At 62.3% G+C, this 19,534-nt stretch carries 18 protein-coding genes; 8 read left to right on the top strand and 10 right to left on the bottom strand.

What is annotated here, in order from left to right; translation table 11 throughout:
* The first annotated feature begins 99 nt into the window (after nt 1–99).
* From AC07W0_RS12710 to cmoB, 6 genes are all read left to right on the top strand, one after another.
* Nucleotides 100–1,089 (top strand): GntR family transcriptional regulator, encoded by a 990-nt coding sequence (locus AC07W0_RS12710; RefSeq protein WP_046384581.1) that lies wholly within the window; start codon nt 100–102, stop codon nt 1,087–1,089.
* Between the two features lie 154 nt (nt 1,090–1,243).
* Nucleotides 1,244–3,664, top strand: coding sequence for an endopeptidase La (lon, locus tag AC07W0_RS12705; protein ID WP_017844553.1), 2,421 nt, complete (start codon nt 1,244–1,246; stop codon nt 3,662–3,664).
* Between the two features lie 191 nt (nt 3,665–3,855).
* Nucleotides 3,856–4,245 carry a protease inhibitor I42 family protein gene (locus AC07W0_RS12700; RefSeq protein ID WP_017844552.1) on the top strand — a complete coding sequence of 130 codons (390 nt, stop codon included), beginning with the start codon at nt 3,856–3,858 and terminating at the stop codon, nt 4,243–4,245.
* Nucleotide 4,246: 1 nt separating this feature from the next.
* Entirely contained in the window at nt 4,247–4,903 is a 657-nt protein-coding gene (locus AC07W0_RS12695) for a lysoplasmalogenase (protein WP_046384582.1), read from the top strand.
* A 36-nt stretch (nt 4,904–4,939) separates the two neighbouring features.
* A complete protein-coding gene (gene cmoA / locus AC07W0_RS12690) occupies nt 4,940–5,683 on the top strand; it encodes a carboxy-S-adenosyl-L-methionine synthase CmoA (RefSeq protein ID WP_017844550.1) in 744 nt (247 codons plus the stop codon).
* Nucleotides 5,680–6,636: a tRNA 5-methoxyuridine(34)/uridine 5-oxyacetic acid(34) synthase CmoB gene (gene cmoB / locus AC07W0_RS12685; protein WP_102617531.1), complete on the top strand. Its 957-nt coding sequence runs from the start codon at nt 5,680–5,682 to the stop codon at nt 6,634–6,636. The genes cmoA and cmoB overlap by 4 nt, the downstream gene beginning before the upstream one ends.
* Before the next feature lie 140 nt (nt 6,637–6,776).
* Here the strand turns inward: cmoB and tadA are convergent, their stop codons facing one another.
* The 10 genes from tadA to lptF all read right to left on the bottom strand — a co-directional run bounded on the left by tadA (nt 6,777) and on the right by lptF (nt 17,269).
* Nucleotides 6,777–7,274 carry a tRNA adenosine(34) deaminase TadA gene (gene tadA, locus AC07W0_RS12680; RefSeq protein WP_017844548.1) on the bottom strand — a complete coding sequence of 166 codons (498 nt, stop codon included), beginning with the start codon at nt 7,272–7,274 and terminating at the stop codon, nt 6,777–6,779.
* Complete coding sequence (locus AC07W0_RS12675; RefSeq protein ID WP_102617542.1) at nt 7,274–8,656, bottom strand: multicopper oxidase family protein; 1,383 nt, start codon at nt 8,654–8,656, stop codon at nt 7,274–7,276. Before AC07W0_RS12675 ends, tadA begins: the two co-directional genes overlap by 1 nt.
* 237 nt (nt 8,657–8,893) lie before the next feature.
* Nucleotides 8,894–9,637 (bottom strand): pyridoxine 5'-phosphate synthase, encoded by a 744-nt coding sequence (gene pdxJ / locus AC07W0_RS12670; RefSeq protein WP_017844546.1) that lies wholly within the window; start codon nt 9,635–9,637, stop codon nt 8,894–8,896.
* 52 nt (nt 9,638–9,689) lie between these two features.
* The gene (recO, locus tag AC07W0_RS12665; RefSeq protein ID WP_017844545.1) at nt 9,690–10,379 is read right to left on the bottom strand and encodes a DNA repair protein RecO; all 690 of its coding nucleotides are present in this window, start codon (nt 10,377–10,379) and stop codon (nt 9,690–9,692) included.
* Nucleotides 10,380–10,535: 156 nt separating this feature from the next.
* Nucleotides 10,536–11,438 carry a GTPase Era gene (gene era / locus AC07W0_RS12660; RefSeq protein ID WP_003210432.1) on the bottom strand — a complete coding sequence of 301 codons (903 nt, stop codon included), beginning with the start codon at nt 11,436–11,438 and terminating at the stop codon, nt 10,536–10,538.
* Entirely contained in the window at nt 11,431–12,120 is a 690-nt protein-coding gene (gene rnc / locus AC07W0_RS12655; RefSeq protein WP_026139742.1) for a ribonuclease III, read from the bottom strand. The genes era and rnc overlap by 8 nt, the downstream gene beginning before the upstream one ends.
* A gap of 147 nt (nt 12,121–12,267) precedes the next feature.
* A complete protein-coding gene (gene lepB, locus AC07W0_RS12650; protein ID WP_102617532.1) occupies nt 12,268–13,122 on the bottom strand; it encodes a signal peptidase I in 855 nt (284 codons plus the stop codon).
* A 5-nt stretch (nt 13,123–13,127) separates the two neighbouring features.
* A complete protein-coding gene (gene lepA / locus AC07W0_RS12645) occupies nt 13,128–14,927 on the bottom strand; it encodes a translation elongation factor 4 (protein WP_017844542.1) in 1,800 nt (599 codons plus the stop codon).
* 151 nt (nt 14,928–15,078) lie between these two features.
* Nucleotides 15,079–16,158: an LPS export ABC transporter permease LptG gene (gene lptG / locus AC07W0_RS12640; RefSeq protein WP_102617533.1), complete on the bottom strand. Its 1,080-nt coding sequence runs from the start codon at nt 16,156–16,158 to the stop codon at nt 15,079–15,081.
* On the bottom strand, nt 16,151–17,269 hold the full coding sequence (lptF, locus tag AC07W0_RS12635; protein ID WP_102617534.1) for an LPS export ABC transporter permease LptF: 1,119 nt from the start codon (nt 17,267–17,269) through the stop codon (nt 16,151–16,153). Before lptF ends, lptG begins: the two co-directional genes overlap by 8 nt.
* A gap of 286 nt (nt 17,270–17,555) precedes the next feature.
* Here lptF and AC07W0_RS12630 point away from each other — a divergent pair, with 286 nt between their 5' ends.
* Together AC07W0_RS12630 and AC07W0_RS12625 are read left to right on the top strand one after the other, a co-directional pair.
* A complete protein-coding gene (locus tag AC07W0_RS12630) occupies nt 17,556–19,046 on the top strand; it encodes a leucyl aminopeptidase (RefSeq protein WP_046488603.1) in 1,491 nt (496 codons plus the stop codon).
* A 52-nt stretch (nt 19,047–19,098) separates the two neighbouring features.
* A complete protein-coding gene (locus AC07W0_RS12625; protein ID WP_017844538.1) occupies nt 19,099–19,527 on the top strand; it encodes a DNA polymerase III subunit chi in 429 nt (142 codons plus the stop codon).
* Nucleotides 19,528–19,534: the final 7 nt, after the last annotated feature.

Genomic DNA, 19,534 nt, shown 5'->3' with positions numbered 1-19,534 from the left:
AAAAGTGCCACCGACGTGGCGCGGAGTGACAGGCGCATCTATGAGAGAATCCCCGGCTTCGTCCTACATACACCAGACCTCTTTACCTCAGAGAACACGATGAAAGCAGTGTCCGCCTCGGCCTCCCGTTACGCGATGATTCACCAGCTTTTGCGTGACGCGATCGTCAACGGCACCGCCCGCCACGGCTTGGTCCTGCTCGAAGCGCCGCTGGCCGAATTGTTCGGCACCAGCCGCGTGCCGGTGCGCAAGGCGCTGGACCTGCTGCATGCCGAAGGGTTGATCTGCCGTTTCAACGGGCGCGGTTACCTGATCAACCCCGAGGGCGTGGCCATGGAACCGCTGCGCCTGCCGCTGAGCGCTGCGCACCTGGGCCTGAACGACGAGGACGAGTTGGTGGATACACGGCCGTTGGGCGAGCGGATCGTCGAGGAAATCGGCGCGGCGCTGTCCACCTGCATAGCCTTTGGCCATTACCGCTTGGATGAGCAAGCCGCCGCCGACCACTATGGCGTCAGCCGCGCAGTGGTGCGTGAAGCGCTGATGCGCCTGCGCGACCGTGGCCTGGTGGAAAAAGAACCCTATTCCCAATGGCTGGCCGGGCCGTTGACGGCGCGGGAAGTCACCGAAGACTACGAACTGCGCGCCTGCCTGGAGCCCGAGGCGCTGCGCCAGAGCGCGCCGAACCTTGACCGCGCGCTGCTCGAAGCCATGTTGCAACGCGTGCTCGACGCCCAGGACAGCCCGCAATGCAGCCTCGAAGCCATCGAGCAGATCGAAGAAGACTTGCACCAACGCTGCCTGGCCGGCCTGCAGAACCGCAAGATCGCCGCGCTGATCCGCCAGGGCCAGAGCCCGATGATCATCAGTCGGATTTTCTATCGCTTGCTGGGGATCGGCGCCGACCCGGCGATGCTCGCCGAACACCGCTTGATCCTTGAATTGTTGCTGCACGGCGCGTTCGATGCGGCGGCGTTGAACCTGCGCGAGCACCTGCAACGGGCGCGGCAGCGGATGTTGCAGCGGTTGAAGGTGTTGTCGGTGTTGCCGGAACAGCCCCTGCCCGCCTACCTGCACAAAATCAGCTGACGGCATGCGGTTAACCTTGTGGGAGCAAGCCCCCTCCCACCTTGACCGGGTCTCTGCAGTAATTTCATGCAATATGTTGCTATCTAGCCCCCGCCATTGAAACCGCCGCTGGCCCGCCCCATCTAACTTGCATACTTCCTGATGCAGGTGCCCCATGAGCGACCAGCAAGATACCCCCGATTACGACGCCAACGAATACGCCGACCCTGAAAACGCCGAGGTTCACTCGTCCAATACCGGCCTGGCCCTGCCTGGGCAGAACCTGCCGGACAAGGTCTACATCATCCCGATTCACAATCGACCGTTCTTCCCGGCGCAAGTGTTGCCGGTGATCGTCAATGAAGAGCCGTGGGCCGAAACCCTGGAGTTGGTGAGCAAATCCGACCATCACTCCCTGGCCCTGTTCTTCATGGACACGCCGCCCGAAGACCCGCGGCATTTCGACACCTCCGCGCTGCCGCTGTACGGCACCCTGGTCAAGGTCCACCACGCCAGCCGCGAAAACGGCAAACTGCAATTCGTCGCCCAGGGCCTGACCCGCGTGCGGATTCGCACCTGGCTCAAGCACCATCGCCCACCGTACCTGGTGGAAGTCGAATACCCGCACCAGCCGACCGAGCCGACCGATGAGGTCAAGGCCTACGGCATGGCGCTGATCAATGCGATCAAGGAACTGCTGCCGCTCAACCCGCTGTACAGCGAAGAGTTGAAGAACTACCTCAACCGCTTCAGCCCCAACGACCCGTCGCCGCTGACCGACTTCGCCGCCGCCCTCACCTCCGCCACCGGCAATGAGTTGCAGGAAGTGCTGGACTGCGTGCCCATGCTCAAACGCATGGAAAAAGTCCTGCCGATGCTGCGCAAGGAAGTTGAAGTCGCGCGCCTGCAAAAAGAACTCTCCGCCGAGGTGAACCGCAAGATCGGCGAGCACCAGCGCGAATTCTTCCTCAAGGAACAGCTCAAGGTCATCCAGCAGGAGCTGGGCCTGACCAAGGACGACCGCAGCGCCGACGTCGAACAGTTCGAACAGCGCCTGGAAGGCAAAGTGCTGCCAGCCCAGGCGCAGAAACGCATCGATGAAGAACTGAACAAACTGTCGATCCTCGAAACCGGTTCGCCGGAATACGCGGTGACGCGCAACTACCTGGACTGGGCAACCTCGGTGCCGTGGGGCGTGTACGGCAAGGACAAGCTCGACCTGAAACATGCGCGCAAGGTCCTGGACAAACACCATGCCGGGCTGGACGACATCAAGAGTCGTATCCTCGAATTCCTCGCGGTGGGCGCTTATAAAGGCGAAGTCGCCGGTTCCATCGTGCTGCTGGTCGGCCCGCCGGGCGTGGGCAAGACCAGCGTGGGTAAATCGATTGCCGAATCCCTCGGGCGGCCGTTCTATCGCTTCAGCGTCGGCGGCATGCGCGACGAGGCCGAGATCAAGGGCCATCGCCGCACCTACATCGGCGCCCTGCCCGGCAAGCTGGTGCAGGCGCTCAAAGATGTGGAAGTGATGAACCCGGTGATCATGCTCGACGAGATCGACAAGATGGGCCAGAGCTTCCAGGGCGACCCGGCTTCGGCGCTGCTGGAAACCCTCGACCCGGAACAGAACGTCGAATTCCTCGATCACTACCTGGACCTGCGCCTGGACCTGTCGAAAGTGCTGTTCGTGTGTACCGCCAACACCCTCGACTCGATCCCCGGCCCCCTGCTGGACCGCATGGAAGTGATTCGCCTGTCGGGCTATATCACCGAAGAGAAAGTCGCCATCGCCAAGCGCCACCTGTGGCCTAAGCAGCTGGAAAAAGCCGGCGTGTCGAAAAACAGCCTGACCATCAGCGACGGCGCCCTGCGCGCATTGATCGACGGCTACGCCCGCGAAGCCGGGGTGCGCCAGTTGGAGAAACAACTGGGCAAGCTGGTACGCAAGGCGGTGGTCAAGCTGCTGGATGAGCCGGACGCGGTGATCAAGATCGGCACCAAGGACCTGGAAAGCTCCCTGGGCATCCCGGTGTTCCGCAACGAACAAGTGCTGTCTGGCGTCGGCGTGATCACCGGCCTGGCCTGGACCAGCATGGGCGGCGCGACCCTGCCGATCGAGGCGACCCGCATCCACACGCTCAACCGCGGCTTCAAGCTCACCGGGCAGTTGGGTGAGGTGATGAAAGAATCCGCTGAAATCGCCTACAGCTACGTCAGCTCCAACCTGAAATCGTTTGGCGGTGATCCGAAGTTCTTCGATGAAGCCTTCGTCCACCTGCACGTCCCCGAAGGCGCCACGCCGAAGGACGGCCCCAGCGCTGGCGTGACCATGGCCAGTGCGCTGTTGTCGCTGGCACGCAACCAGCCACCGAAGAAAGGCGTGGCCATGACCGGCGAGCTGACGCTGACCGGGCATGTCCTGCCGATTGGCGGGGTGCGTGAGAAGGTGATCGCGGCGCGGCGCCAGAAGATTCACGAGCTGATCTTGCCGGAGCCGAATCGCGGCAGCTTTGAGGAATTGCCGGAGTATCTGAAGGAAGGAATGACCGTCCACTTCGCCAAGCGCTTTGCGGACGTGGCCAAGGTGCTGTTCTGATCGTCCTTTAGCGCTTGGGCGGGCGTCATCGCGCGCAAGCCCGCTCCCACACTTGACCGAGTACATCCTTTGGAAGGCGGCCAAGATGTGGGAGCGGGCTTGCGCGCGATGGCGTCCGTCGCCGCCCTCTTGTCACACCCTGTCGCATCTTCGGTTATGCTCGCCCTTCGTCGCACATCAACGGAGTCTTCATGACCGCTGCCCGCCTGCTTCTCCCCTTGAGCCTTGCCCTGCTGGCTGCGTGCGCCAGTGCCCCGCAGCAAAACGTCAGCGTGGAAAAACAGAGCGCCTGCCCGCTCCAGCTCAAAAACGGACAAAACCTGATCCTGACCCTGCCAAGCAACCCCACCACCGGCTACCGCTGGGCCATCCAGGATTCCGCCGGCGGCGTGCTGCGCGCCCTGGGGCCCGAGGTCTACAGCAGCACAGAATCCGGCGTGATCGGCGGCGGCGGCCAGTCCACCTGGCGCTTCCAGGCCTTTGCGGCCGGCCAGGGCCGTTTGCGCCTGACCTCCCAGCAACCCTGGGAACCGGAAGCCGAACCGGCCGAGACGTTCGACTGCGCCATCACGGTGAACTGATATGCCATGGCTGATTCTTGCGTTGATGGGCGCCGGCACCTTTATCTACGGCCTGACCGTCCACGCGGCGTTACTGTGCCTGCTGGTCAAACCGTTGCCGGTGCTGGCGCTGCTGGGCTGGCTGCATGACGCGCCGCCGAGCGACTATCGACGCTGGATCAGCCTGGGGCTGATTTTCTCCCTGGTCGGCGATGTGTTGCTGGCGTGGCCGGGCGACTTGTTTATCTTTGGCCTGGGCGCGTTTCTGTGCGCGCACCTGGCGTACCTCAAAGCCTATTTCAGCGACTGCCGACGCTTGGCGTGGCTGCCGTTGGTGCTGGCGCTGGGCGTCGGCGCGATGCTGCTGAGCATCCTGATCGCCCATGGCCTCGGCGACTTGCTGATTCCAGTGGTGGTCTACGCCTTGGTGATCAGCGCGATGCTCTGGCGGGCGCTGGCGCGACTGGGCAGCGCGGTGCCCAAGCGTTCGGCGCTACTGGCGGCGGCGGGGGCCGTATCGTTTGTGGTTTCCGACACGCTGATCGGTATCAATCGCTTTGTGCTGAGCTTCGACGCGGCGCCGTATCTGCTGATCGCCACTTACTGGCTCGGCCAATGGGGCATCACCGCCTCGGCGTTCCATCAGACAACCCGCGCATCCAAGGAGCAACTTGGCTAAAATGCCCGCCTTTCCCCCCTCGTCGCCGGAACAACCGTGAGCAAAGAACCCGATCGCCTATTCGCCCAGCCCCTGCCCCAGGTGCCGGACTTCGCCTTTAACGAAGACGTGGTGCGGGTGTTCCCGGACATGATCAAGCGCTCGGTGCCCGGTTATCCGACCATCGTCGAAAACCTCGGCGTGCTCGCCGCGCAGTTCGCCCAGCCCAACAGTGTGCTGTACGACCTGGGGTCCTCCCTCGGCGCGGTCACCCAGGCGTTGCGCCGCCACGTGCGTACCGACGGCTGCCACGTCATCGCGGTGGATAATTCGACGGCGATGGTCGAGCGCTGCCGCGAGTACCTCAATGGCCAGGACTCGATGTTCCAGGAGTTGCTGCCGGTCCAGGTGATCGAGGGCGATATCCTCGCGCTGCAGTTCCAGCCGGCCTCGGTGGTGGCGCTGAACTTCACCCTGCAATTCATCGCCCCCGATCAGCGCCTGGCGTTGCTCGGGCGCATCCGCCAGGCGTTGTTGCCCGGCGGTGCGCTGATCCTCTCGGAAAAGCTGCGCTTCAATGACCTTGAAGAACACGCGCTGCTCACCGACCTGCACATCGCGTTCAAACGCGCCAACGGCTACAGCGAGCTGGAAATCGCCCAGAAGCGCAGCGCCATCGAAAACGTCATGAAGCCCGACAGCCTCGAAGAACACCGCGAACGCCTGCTGGCGGCCGGGTTCTCGAAAGTCGTGCCGTGGTTCCAGTGTCTTAACTTTGCCTCGTTGATTGCCTTGCCATGATTGATCTGTCCCCCCTCGCCCGCCATCTGGTCGGCACTCCCCTGGCCGTGTGGGCCCAGGGCCTGCAAGCGCAACTCGATAGCAAGATGGAAAAGGGGCATGGCGACCTGGAGCGCTGGCAGAGCGCGCTGGATGCATTGCCGAAGATCCAGCCCAGCGAAGTCGATTTGCTCAATGGCCTGACCCTCGACAGCGATTGCGACGACGCCACGCGCGCGCAGATGCACAGCGCATTGATGGGCCTGTGCCCGTGGCGCAAGGGCCCGTTCCACTTGTTCGGCGTGCATGTGGACACCGAATGGCGTTCGGACTGGAAGTGGTCGCGGGTCGCGCCGCACCTGGACCTGAAGGGCAAGCGCATTCTCGATGTAGGCTGCGGCAATGGGTATTACATGTGGCGCATGCTCGGCGCCGGTGCCGACAGTGTGATCGGCGTGGACCCGAACTGGCTGTTCTTCTGCCAGTTCCAGGCGGTGCAACGTTACCTGTCGGCGCCGAACGCGTGGCACCTGCCGTTCCCGTTCGAGGACTTGCCGGCGAACCTGGAAGGCTTCGACACTGTGTTTTCCATGGGCGTGTTCTACCACCGTCGCTCACCGATCGAGCATTTGCTGGCGCTGAAAGACTGCCTGGTCAAAGGCGGTGAACTGGTGCTGGAAACGCTGGTGATCGAAGGCGATCAGCAACAGGTGCTGGTGCCGGAAGACCGCTACGCGCAGATGCGCAACGTATGGTTCCTGCCATCGGTGCCGGCGTTGATGCTGTGGCTGCGCCGGGCCGGGTTCAGTGAGGTGCGCTGTGTGGATGTGAGTGTGACCACGGTTGAAGAACAGCGCGGGACGGAGTGGATGAAGTATCAGTCGCTGAGTGACTTCCTCGACCCGGAAGACCATAGCAAGACGATTGAAGGGCTGCCGGCGCCGATGCGGGCGGTGATCATCGCCAGGAAGTGACCCCAATCTCCCTGAAAAAATGGAGATCAAAAATGTGGGAGGGGGCTTGCCCCCGATGGCGGTGGGTCAGCTATAGATAAGCTGACTGACACACTGCTATCGGGGGCAAGCCCCCTCCCACATTTGTTCATCAGTGTTCTTTAGAGTGGCGGCTTAGCCCGGCGGGCCTTGAAGAACTCGCTCAACACCGCCCCGCATTCCTCGGCCAGTACCCCGCCTTCAAACAGCACCCGATGGTTGAGAAAGCCCTGGGTAAAAAACTGCCCCTGGCTTTGCACAATCCCCGCCTTCGGCTCCAGTGCGCCGTAGACCACCCGCGCAATGCGCGAATGCACGATCAGGCCCGCGCACATGCTGCACGGTTCCAGCGTCACATACAGCGTGCTGCCGGGCAGGCGATAGTTGCTCAGCGCCTGGGCGGCGGCGCGGATGGCGACCATTTCGGCGTGGGCGCTGGGGTCGTTGCCGCTGATCGGGCAATTGAAGCCACGGCCGATGATCACACCGTCCTGCACCAGCACCGCGCCCACCGGCACTTCGCCCAACGCCGCGCCCTGTGCCGCCAGGGCCAGGGCTTCGCGCATGAAGTCCTGGTCGCGGCTGCGGTCAATGATCGCCGTGGGGCGAAACTGGCGCATCACGCTACCTCGATGGCGGCCATCAGGCCGGTTTCCATGTGGTCGATCACATGGCAGTGGAACATCCACACGCCCGGGTTATCCGCCACCAGCGCGACGCGGGCACGTTCGTTCTTGCCCAGCAGGTAGGTGTCGGTGAAGTACGGAATCACCGTGTGGCGGTTCGAAGCGATCACCTTGAAGCTCATGCCGTGCAGGTGGATCGGGTGCTGGTATTGGGTCATGTTTTTCAGTTCGAAGATGTAGCTTTTGCCCTTCTCCAGCCTGGCAATCGGGCGGTCGGCGCAGGCCTTGTCGGTGATGTCCCAGGCCTGGCCGTTGATCTGCCACAGGCTCGGCGGTTTGCCGTTGTCGACGTTGACCGACACCGAACCGACCCATTCGAAATTGAAGTTGAGTTTCTCGGCGTTGGCCAGGTCCGGCTCGCTGATCGGATTGGCGGGCAGCGCCGGCGGCCATGCGCTTGGCGCGTCGGCGTTGGCCACCGAACGGAACGTGCCCAGGCGCACCGGGCCGTTGCGGATCGACAATTCTTCGCCCGCCGGCGGGGCCTTGATCGCCAGGCAGAGGCGCATGCCCGGGCCGAGCCAGTATTCCTTGCCCAAGGGGCGCGGCTCGATGGGGTTGCCGTCCAGCGCATAGATCTGCGCGTCGGCGTCGGGAATATTGAGGCGATAGGTCAGCGTGTTGTCGAGGTTGAGCAACCGCACGCGGGTGATCTGCCCGGCTGGCAAATCGATCACCGCCTGGGCCACGCCATTGATGGTCGACAGGCGCCCGGCCGTACCGCCACGCGCCGCTTCACGGGGCACGCTGAAGGCGACAAAGGCGCCCTCTTCGTCGACGTGCCAGCTTTTTAGGCTGAGGGTGCGTTCGTGCTTGAAACCGGTGGGTTCGCGCTCTTCCACGATCAGCGGGCCGACCAGGCCACGGCCGAGTTCTTCGCTGCTGTTCACATGGGGGTGATACCAGTAGCTGCCGGCGTCGGGCACGCGGAACTTGTAGTCGAAGTATTCGCCGGGCAACACCGGCAACTGCGAGACGTAGGGCACGCCGTCCATTTCCAGCGGCAGGCGGATGCCATGCCAATGGATGGTGGTGGCGACCGGCAGGTGGTTAATGAAACGCACCCGCAGCCATTCGCCCTGGCGCACGCGCAGCTCGGTGCCGGGGGCCGACGGGCCGAACGCCCAGGCTTGGGTCTTGTGCCCCGGCACCAGTTCCACATCGAGGGGCGCGGCGATCAGTTCGTAGTCATGTCCCGCCTCGGCCTCGGCGACTTTCCCCAGCCAGTAGCGGTAGCCGCCACCGGCACCGACGCCCACTACGGCCAGGCCGGCAAGACCACCCAGGATTTGTCGACGGGAAAAGGATCGGGACACAACAACCTCACGTATCTGCTGCGGGCCGAGGGCCTGCAAAGGGCAGATACGATACACCTGCGACGGCTAAACAGTAAGACTTCGCATTGCCGCATGCCAAAAACACCGAAGGCTAATGTGGGAGGGGCGGTGCGACGATTCGACTTGCCCCCGATTGCGGTGGGTCAGCTATAGATGAGTTGACTGACACATCGCTATCGGGGGCAAGCCCCCTCCCACATTGGATCTTCATTGCTTTTAGTGTTTGGCAGCGGCCAGGATCAGGGCCTTCATCTCGGCGACCGCACCTTTGAAACCGACGAACAGCGCATGCGCCACCAGCGCATGGCCGATGTTCAGCTCGTTGATGCCCTTGATCGCCGCCACGGCTTCGACGTTGTGGTAATGCAGGCCATGGCCGGCGTTGACGATCAGGCCTTCACGCAGACCTTGGGCCACGCCGTCGATAATGCGCTGCAACTCGGCGGCGACTTCGCTCGGCGTGGTCGCATCGGCATAACGCCCGGTGTGCAATTCGATGGCCGGCGCACCGACCCGGTGCGCGGCTTCGATCTGGCGCTCGTCGGCGTCGATGAACAGCGAGACTTCGCTGCCGATCTGCGACAGACGCTCCACCGCAGCCTTGATCCGCGCTTCCTGGCCGGCCACGTCGAGGCCGCCTTCGGTGGTCAGCTCCTGGCGGGTCTCCGGCACCAGGCAGATATGCGCCGGGCGGATGCGCTCGGCGAAGGCCATCATTTCTTCGGTGACGCCCATTTCGAAGTTCATGCGAGTTTGCAGCACGTCCTTGAGCAGCAGCACGTCGCGCTCCTGGATGTGACGGCGGTCTTCGCGCAGGTGTACGGTGATGCCGTCGGCGCCCGCTTCTTCGGCGTCCAGCGCGGCTTTGACCGGGTCTGGGTAACGGGTGCCCCGGGCCTGGCGCAGCGTGGCGACGTGGTCGATATTGACGCCGAGAAGAATGCGATTGCTGGTGGTCACGGAAGCGCTCCTGAAAAGGGGAAAGAAACGCTGCACAGCATACACGGGGTTGTCAGGGCTTTCGAAACAACTCGCGACTGACCAGCGGCCGCCCGCCCAGATGCACGGCCAGGGCCTGGCGCATCAGGCGCTTGGCGGCGGACAAGGCGCCGGGGGCGCTCCAGTCGGCTTCGCTCATGGCCAGCAGCTCGGTGCCCTGGAACAGGCCGGGTTGCAGCAGGTACACACGCTCCAGGCCGGCGTCGACCTGCAGACGATACATGCCGTCGGCGGCAATGGGTTCGCCATGCAGGTCGTTACTCAGTTCGAAGCCATAGCCGAGGTCGTCGAGCAGGCGCCATTCGAACGCGCGCAACAGCGGCTCCAGGGGGCGGCCTTCGGCCAGGGCCAGCAGCGTCGCGGCATAGTGATCGAAGACCGCCGGGTGCGGGTCTTCGGCCGGCAGCAGGCGGATCAGCAATTCATTGAGATAGAGGCCACTGAACAGCGCTTCGCCATTGAGCCAGGCAGAGTTGCCGACGCTTTCCAGGCGGCCGACGTTTTTCAGCTCGCCCTTGCCACGAAACTCCACGTCCAGCGCCACGAATGGCCGCGCCAAAGTGCCCGCCTTGCCCCGCGCACTGCGCAACACCGCGCGCAGGCGACCTTGGGGCGTGAGGAAGTCCACCAAGGCGCTGGTCTCGCGGTAGGCGCGGCTGTGCAGCACGTAGGCGGGCTGGCTGGGAGGCGGGGTTGAGGACATGGGTTCTCGTTGCTGGAATGCACTAGTGAAAACGACACAAACCTAATGTGGGAGGGGGCTTGCCCCCGATGGCGGTGGCTCAGTCAAAATATTTAGTGACTGACACTCTGCTATCGGGGGCAAGCCCCCTCCCACATTTTTTGCCCTGCGGTGTTCTTACAGGTCGCCGTAACCCAGGGAGCGCAATGCGCGCTCATCATCGGACCAGCCACCCTTCACCTTCACCCACAGGTTCAGCATGATCTTGGAATCGAACAGCAATTCCATGTCCTTGCGCGCTTCGGTGCCGATGCGCTTGATGCGCTCGCCCTTGTCGCCAATGATGATTTTCTTCTGGCCGTCACGTTCGACGAGGATCAGCGCATGGATATGCAGGGTTTTGCCCTGTTGCTTGAACTCTTCGATTTCGACGGTGATCTGGTACGGCAGCTCGGCGCCCATCTGGCGCATGATTTTCTCGCGTACCAGTTCGGCGGCGAGGAAACGGCTGCTGCGGTCGGTGATCTGGTCTTCCGGGAAGAAGTGCTCGTTCTCCGGCAGGTAGCCGGCGATCACGCGCTCCAGGGCTTCGAGGTTGTGCCCGTGCTGGGCCGAGATCGGCATGATCTGGGCATTCGGCAGTTGTTCCTGCAGCCAGCTCAGGTGCGGCATCAGTTCGGCTTTGTCTTCGATGCGGTCGGTCTTGTTCAGTGCGACGATCAACGGGCCGGTGACATATTGCACACGTTCGAGAACCATCTGGTCTTCGTCGGTCCACTTGGTGCGGTCGACCACGAAGATCACCACGTCGACGTCTTTCAACGCGGCCGAGGCGGTCTTGTTCATGTAGCGGTTCAGGGCTTTCTCGCCGCCTTTGTGCATGCCCGGGGTGTCGACGTAGACCGCTTGTACGGCGCCTTCGGTCTTGATGCCCAGCATGTTGTGGCGGGTGGTCTGCGGCTTGCGTGAGGTGATCGCAAGCTTCTGGCCGAGGATGTGGTTGAGCAGCGTGGACTTGCCCACGTTGGGACGGCCGACGATGGCGACATAGCCACAGCGTGTTGCGGTTGAATCAGTCATGGCCATTCTCCACGCCCAGGGCAATCAGTGCTGCAGCGGCCGCTACCTGTTCGGCAATACGACGGCTCACACCCTGACCTCGGCTTTTTTCATTCAATAAGGTGATTTCACATTCCACGAAAAAGACGCGGCAATGGGGCTCACCCTGGATATCCACCACTTCGTAGCGTGGCAGTTCGCACCCGCGGGACTGCAGGAATTCCTGCAGGCGGGTCTTGGGATCTTTGTTGGTATCGACCAGGGTCAGGGTTTCGATCTCGGACGTCAGCCAGGCGGTGACGCGCGCCTTGGCCGCTTCCATGCCCGCATCCAGATAGATGGCGCCGATCAGCGCTTCAAGGGCGTCGGCCAGGATCGACTCGCGACGGAAACCGCCGCTTTTCAACTCACCGGAGCCCAGGCGCAGGTACTCGCCCAGGCCAAAACCACGGGCCAGCACGGCCAGGGTCTCGCCCTTCACCAGCCGCGCACGCAAGCGCGACAACTGGCCTTCACGGGCTTGCGGGAAGCGTTCGAAGAGCGCTTCACCGGCAACGAAATTGAGGATGGCGTCACCGAGGAATTCCAGGCGTTCGTTGTTACGCCCAGCAAAACTGCGGTGTGTGAGGGCAAGGACCATCAGTTCCTGGTCCTTGAAGGTGTAGCCGAGCAGGTGCTCGAGACGGCTTAGAGAAACGCTCACGGTTTACCCATATCTGTTTGGTGGCACCGGCGGCCATCGACGATTGACGCAGTGTTCAAATTCAAATCCTGATTGGTGCTGCATGAGGCCGGAAATTGTCCCAGCCCCAGAAAAGCATTCGGCGCTGTGATCACAGCGCCGTCTGTATTACTTGATCAGCCCGACCCGCGAGAAGTTCGGCAGGTGGCTGAGCTTGGGTTCCGGCCAGCTCATCCAGACCGCGAAGGCCTTGCCGACGATATTCTGGTCGGGAACCATGCCCAGCAGTTCCTTGGGAATGGTGGGGTCATCCCAATAGCGGCTGTCGTTGGAGTTGTCGCGGTTGTCGCCCATCATGAAGTAGTGCCCGGCCGGCACTTTCCATTCGCCATCGGGCATTGCGCGGTAGCGGCTCATTTCCTTGCGGATTTCGTGCTCCACCGCACCGAGTTTTTCCTGATACAGCTCGGCACTGCCCAGGGTGTTCGGCTCGGTGCCCAGCAGCTTCTCGGCCACCGACTCACCGTTGATGAACAGGCGCTTGTCGCTGGTGTAGCGAATCACGTCACCCGGCAGGCCGACCACACGCTTGATGTAGTTGACGTTCGGATCGCTCGGGTAGCGGAACACCATCACATCGCCGCGCTGCGGGTCACCGATCTCGATGACTTTCTTGTCGATCACCGGCAAGCGGATCCCGTAGGAAAACTTGTTCACCAGGATGAAGTCGCCCACGTCCAGGGTCGGTTTCATCGACCCCGACGGAATCTGGAACGGCTCCACCAGGAACGAACGCAGTACCAGCACGATGAACAGCACCGGAAAGAACGATTTGCCGTATTCAACCAGCAAAGGCTCTTTGTTCAGCTTCTCGATCACCACGACATCGGGCTGGCTGACGCTGCCCTGATAGGACGCGATAGCCGCCCGCCGACGCGGGGCGAAGAACACCAGATCGAGCAACGCCAGGAGTCCGCAAACGGCAACGGCGATGACCAGCAACAGCGGGAAATTTAGCGACATAGGACCTAACTATCCAACCTGAGCACCGCAAGGAAGGCTTCTTGTGGAATTTCCACGTTGCCCACTTGCTTCATGCGTTTTTTACCGGCCTTTTGCTTCTCAAGCAGCTTGCGCTTACGGCTGACGTCGCCACCGTAGCATTTGGCCAGTACGTTCTTTCTGAGTGCCTTGACGGAAGTCCGCGCAATGATCTGCCCGCCGATGGCGGCCTGGATCGCGACGTCGAACATCTGGCGCGGAATCAGTTCTTTCATCTTCTCGGTCAACTGTCGACCTTTGTAGTGCGCGTTGTCCTTGTGCACGATCAGTGCCAGGGCATCGACCTTGTCGCCGTTGATCAACACATCCAGTTTCACCAGATTAGCCGATTGGTAACGATCGAAATGGTAATCCAGCGAAGCATAGCCGCGACTGGTGGATTTGAGACGGTCGAAGAAGTCCAGGACCACTTCGTTCATCGGCAAATCGTAGGTCACTTGTACCTGGGTTCCGAGGAACAGCATGTCGTGCTGGATGCCGCGCTTCTCGATACACAGGGTAATGACGTTGCCCAGGTGCTCCTGCGGCACAAGAATATTGGCGCGCACGATCGGCTCACGCATGTCTTCGATGGAAGACAGGTCCGGGAGCTTGGACGGGTTGTCGACGTAAATCGTTTCACCGTTTTTCAGCAACAGCTCAAAAATAACGGTTGGCGCGGTGGTGATCAGGTCCAGGTCGTATTCGCGCTCAAGGCGCTCCTGGATGATCTCCATGTGCAGCATGCCGAGGAAGCCGCAACGGAAGCCGAAGCCCAGGGCGTCGGAGCTTTCCGGGGTGTACTGCAACGACGAGTCGTTGAGGGTCAGCTTCTGCAGGGCTTCGCGGAAGTCTTCGAAGTCGTCGGAACTGACCGGGAACAGGCCGGCGTAGACCTGCGGCTGGATGCGTTTGAAGCCCGGCAGCACGTCGACGTCAGGGGTGCTGCTCAAGGTCAGGGTGTCACCCACCGGCGCGCCGTGGATGTCCTTGATGCCGGCGATGATGAAGCCGACTTCACCGGCTTTCAGATCAACGGTGGCAGTATGCTTCGGGTTGAACACACCGACGCTGTCCACCAGGTGGATCTTGCCGGTGGACTTGACCAGGATCTTGTCGCCTTTCTTCACACGGCCATGGCGCACGCGCACCAGGGAGACAACCCCCAGGTAGTTGTCGAACCAGGAGTCGATGATCAACGCCTGCAGCGGATCTTCGATGTTGCCGGTAGGCGCGGGGATGGTCTTGACCAGGCGCTCGAGCACTTCGTCGACGCCCAGGCCGGTCTTGGCGCTGCACTCGACGGCATCGGTGGCGTCAATGCCGATGATTTTTTCGATTTCTTCCTTCACGCGGTCCGGATCGGCCTGCGGCAGGTCGATCTTGTTCAGCACCGGCATGACTTCCAGGCCTTGCTCGATGGCGGTGTAGCAGTTGGCCACGGACTGGGCTTCGACGCCCTGCCCCGCGTCCACCACCAGCAGCGCGCCTTCGCAGGCCGCCAGGGAACGGCTGACTTCATAGGTGAAGTCGACGTGGCCGGGGGTGTCGATGAAGTTCAGCTGGTACTTGATACCGTCTTTGGCGGTGTAGTACAGAGTCACGCTGTGGGCCTTGATGGTGATCCCGCGCTCGCGCTCGAGGTCCATGGAGTCCAGTACCTGGGCTTCCATTTCACGCTCGGCAAGGCCGCCGCACATCTGGATGAATCGATCGGCCAGCGTCGACTTGCCATGGTCAATGTGGGCGATGATGGAGAAATTGCGGATATGACTCAAATCACTCACGGATCAACACTCAAAAAGGCTGCAGGCAGACTGCCCGCTGAAAAATAGCCGGGAATTGTACCTGATGCTCGGGCAGGACGTCATCTTTGCTGACCAGAACAAAAATGCCCCGATCTCTCGAACGGGGCATTTTTTGCTCATAAGCGCAGGCTCACCCGGCGCGGCGCAGCAGCCAGAACCCGGCCAGGGCGCAGATCGCGGTCGGCACCAGCACCGCAAACAGCGGCGAGAAGCCGAACACCAGGCTCGACGGGCCAAGCAAATCCTGGGCAATACGGAAGGCAAAGCCCACCAGCACGCCGGTAAAGACCCGCTGACCGAGGGTCACGGAGCGCAACGGGCCGAAGATGAATGAGATCGCCATCAGCACCAGCGCGGCGGTGACCACCGGCTGCAGCACCTTGACCCAGAACGCCAGCCAGTAGCGACCGTTGCTCAGTCCCTGGTCCTTGAGGTAGTGGATATAGCTCCACAGCCCGGAGATCGGCAGGCTTTCCGGGATCATCACTACCGTATTGAGCAGTTCCGGCTTCAGGGCGATGTCCCATTGCTCGGTCGGCACATTGATCACTTCGGTGCTGGCCTTGGTGCCCTGGCCGACATTGCGGAAGTAGGTGGTGGTGACGTCGGTCAGTTGCCATTGCTCGGCGCTGTATTGGGCGCGCTTGGCGAAACTGGAGGACAACATGTGGCGTTCTTTGTCGAACGTGTAGCGCGTCACACCAATCAGCAGGCCGTCGGGCTGCACGGCGTTGATGTGGATGAATTCATCACCCTGACGGTGCCACAGGCCGTGCCTGGCGCTTTGCGCATCGCCCGAACCCTGGGCCAGGGCACGATTGGCCTGGGCAGTGGCTTCGGACGGTGGCGCCACGTACTCGCCGATCAGCACGCTGCACGCCATCAGCAACAGCATCGGTTTCATGACGGCCCAGACGATACGGCCGATGGAAACCCCGGCCGCACGCATGATCGTCAGCTCGCTGTTGCTGGCCAGGCTGCCGAGGCCGATCAGGCAGCCGATCAGCGCAGCCATCGGCATCATGTCGTAGAGACGACGCGGCGCGGTCAATGCCACGTAGCTCATCACGTCCCACACGGTATACGTGTCGGTGACGTTACCCACTTCATCGATAAAGGCGAACAACGACGCCAACCCGAGAATGATGCCCAACACCGCCAGGATGGCGATCAGTACGCTGCTACCAATGTAGCGATCGAGCTTAGCCACGAGCCAACTCCTTCTGGCCAAGACGGCTCTTCATTTTCAGACGGATAGGTTCCCAGTAGAGCAGCCCGAGGCCGATCATCAGGAAGACCCCGTGTACCCACCACAGGCCCAGCGTCGGTGACAGCTTGCCCTTTTCCAGGGAGCCACGAGCGGAGATCAGGATGGTCAGGTAGGCCATGTACAGCAGGATCGCCGGCAGCAGCTTGAGGAAGCGGCCCTGGCGCGGGTTGACGCGGGACAACGGCACGGCCATCAGGGTCACGATGAACACCAGCAACGGCAGGGAAATACGCCATTGCAGCTCGGCGATGGAGCGCAACTCCATGCTGCCCAACAGCGCCTGGGTCGGGATCGCATCGCGGTCGGTGACCTCGTTGCTGATGTCCGGGCGGGCGAGCATCACGCCATAGGTGTCGTACTTGATGGCGCGGTAATCGGCCTGGCCGGGGCTGCCGTCATAGCGATAGCCGTTTTCCAGGATCAGGTATCGGCTGCCGTCGGGGCGCACTTCCTGGCGCCCGGAATCGGCGACCAGGACGGAGATGCCACGGTCTTTCTTGTCCTGCCCCAGGCGTTTCTCGGAGATGAACACCCCGCCGAGGTTGGCGCGGTCGTCAGTGAGGGTTTCGGTGTAGGTCACCCGTGTACCGTCACTGAGTGCCTGGAAGCGGCCCGGTTCGAGGGTGTCGAACTCGGTCATGGCGTCCTGTTTGTTCAGCACCAGTTCGAACTGCATGGCGCCCTGGGGGGCCAGGCTCAGGCTCAGCCAGGCGACGATCAGCGCCACGCCGGCGGCCGGGATCATGGTCATGCCCAGCAGGCGTTGCTGGCTCATGCCGGTGGCCGAGAGCACGGTCATTTCGCTTTCAAGGTACAGCCGGCCATAGGCCAGCAGAATCCCGAGGAACAGGCCCAACGGCAGGATCAGTTGCAAAAAGCCCGGCAGACGAAAGCCCATGATCAGGAACAGTGAGCCGGGGTCCAGAGCACCGGAAGCAGCCTGGGCCAGGTATTTGACGAAACGACCACTCATGATGATGACCAGCAATACCGCGCTCACGGCACTCAGGGTCAACAGGACTTCGCGGGACAGATAACGGAAGACAATCAAACCAGACACTCCAGGGTTGTCAGGCTAAGGCGGCCAAACAAGCAAGCATAACGAGTCGGCCCGTTTAAACAGGCCGGCTAAAAAGATTGCGCATTATCCTGTGATTGACCGCGCCTGTCACGGAGCTTACTCATGCGCGTACACAAAGCCTGCGGCAAGGGTTGTCAGGCTCCGCCGCCGAGGTTCAAACTGCGGCCTTTGTCGCTGGCGGTTTACACGGCTGCCAGGCTTTAAAAGCCGGAGCACACAGACTCCAGGCTCACAGACCTTTATAAGGGACCCGAACATGGAATTGGTTGTAAAAAGCGTTAGCCCCGAAACGTTGAAAACCGCCACCCTCGTGGTCGCTGTCGGCGAAGGCCGCAAGCTCGGCGTTGCGGCCAAACAACTCGACGAACTGAGCGGCGGCGCCATCAGCGCGGTCCTCAAGCGCGGCGACCTGGCCGGCAAGGTCGGCCAGAGCCTGCTGCTGCAAAGCCTGCCGAACCTGAAGGCCGAGCGCGTATTGCTGGTGGGCGTGGGCAAGGACGCCGAACTCGGCGACCGCCCGTTCCGCAAGATCATCAGCGGCATTCTCACCACCCTCAAGGGCCTGGGCGGCAGCGACGCGACGCTGGCACTCGATGAAATCGTGGTCAAGGGCCGTGACAGCTATGGCAAGACCCGCCTGCTGGCCGAAAGCCTGCTCGACGGCGGCTACATCTTCGAGCAGTTCAAGAGCCAGAAAGCCGAACCGCGTGCCTTGAAGAAAGTCACCCTGCTGACCATCAAGGCCGCCCAGGCCGAAGTCGAACGCGCCGTGAGCCACGCCCAGGCCATCGCCGCTGGCATGTCGTTCACCCGCGACCTCGGCAACCTGCCGCCGAACATCTGCCACCCGACCTACCTGGGCGAGCAGGCCAAGGCGCTGGGCAAGGAATTCAAAAGCCTGAAAGTCGAAGTGCTGGATGAGAAGAAGATCAAGGAACTGGGCATGGGCTCGTTCTATGCGGTCGGCCAGGGCAGCGACCAGCCGCCACGCCTGATCGTGATGCAATACAACGGCGGCAAGAAGGCCGAGAAGCCTTACGCCCTGGTCGGTAAAGGCATCACCTTCGACACCGGCGGCATCAGCCTCAAGCCGGGCCTGGGCATGGATGAGATGAAGTACGACATGGGCGGCGCCGCCAGCGTGTTCGGCACCCTGCGCGCAGTGCTGGAGCTCAAGCTGCCGATCAACCTGGTGTGCATCCTGGCCTGCGCCGAGAACATGCCGAGCGGCGGCGCGGCCCGTCCGGGCGATATCGTCACCACCCTGAGCGGCCAGACCGTCGAAATCCTCAACACCGACGCCGAAGGCCGCCTGGTGCTGTGCGATGCGCTGACCTACGCCGAACGCTTCAAGCCACAGGCGGTGATCGACATCGCCACCCTGACCGGTGCCTGCATCGTCGCCCTCGGCTCCCACACTTCGGGCCTGCTGGGCAACAACGACGAGTTGATCGAGCAACTGCTCAGCGCCGGCAAGGCCGCCGACGACCGCGCCTGGCAACTGCCGCTGTTCGATGAGTACCAGGAACAGCTGGACAGCCCATTCGCCGACATCGCCAACATCGGCGGCCCGAAAGCCGGCACCATCACTGCAGCCTGCTTCCTGTCGCGGTTCGCCAAGAACTTCAACTGGGCGCACCTGGACATCGCCGGCACCGCCTGGACCAGCGGCGGCAAGGACAAGGGCGCTACCGGCCGTCCGGTGCCTCTGCTGACCCAGTACCTGCTGGATCGCGCCAAGGCCTGAAAACCGTGACTCCGGGGCGGCGTTACCGCCGCCTCGGGCTCCAGGAACCGCAATGACCCAAGTTGACTTCTATATACTGCCCAGCGCCGATCCGCTCGCGCGCCTGGACTTTGCCTGCAAACTCACCGAAAAAGCCTGGCGCATGGGCCACCGCATCTACCTGCATTGCAGCGATGCCGCCCAACGCGACGAGCTCGACGCACGCCTGTGGCGCTTCAAGGGCGAAAGTTTCGTGCCCCACGGCCCCGCAGAAGCTGAACCCGACGGCCAGGTGGTCCTGGGCGTGGGCGACAGCTGCGGCGATCACCATGACCTGCTGGTCAACCTCGACCTGAAAGTCCCGGCCTTTGCCAAGGCGTTCGCCCGTGTGGCGGAAGTGGTGGTGGAAGATCCGGCTATTCGTCAGGCCGCGCGGGAGAGTTTCCGTTTCTATCGCGAACAGGGCTATCCTTTGCAGGATCACCGGCTACAACGACTTTGAGTGCATG

It is taken from the genome of Pseudomonas sp. GW704-F2 (genome assembly GCF_059423025.1).
This window is presented reverse-complemented; position numbering and strand designations above follow the sequence as displayed.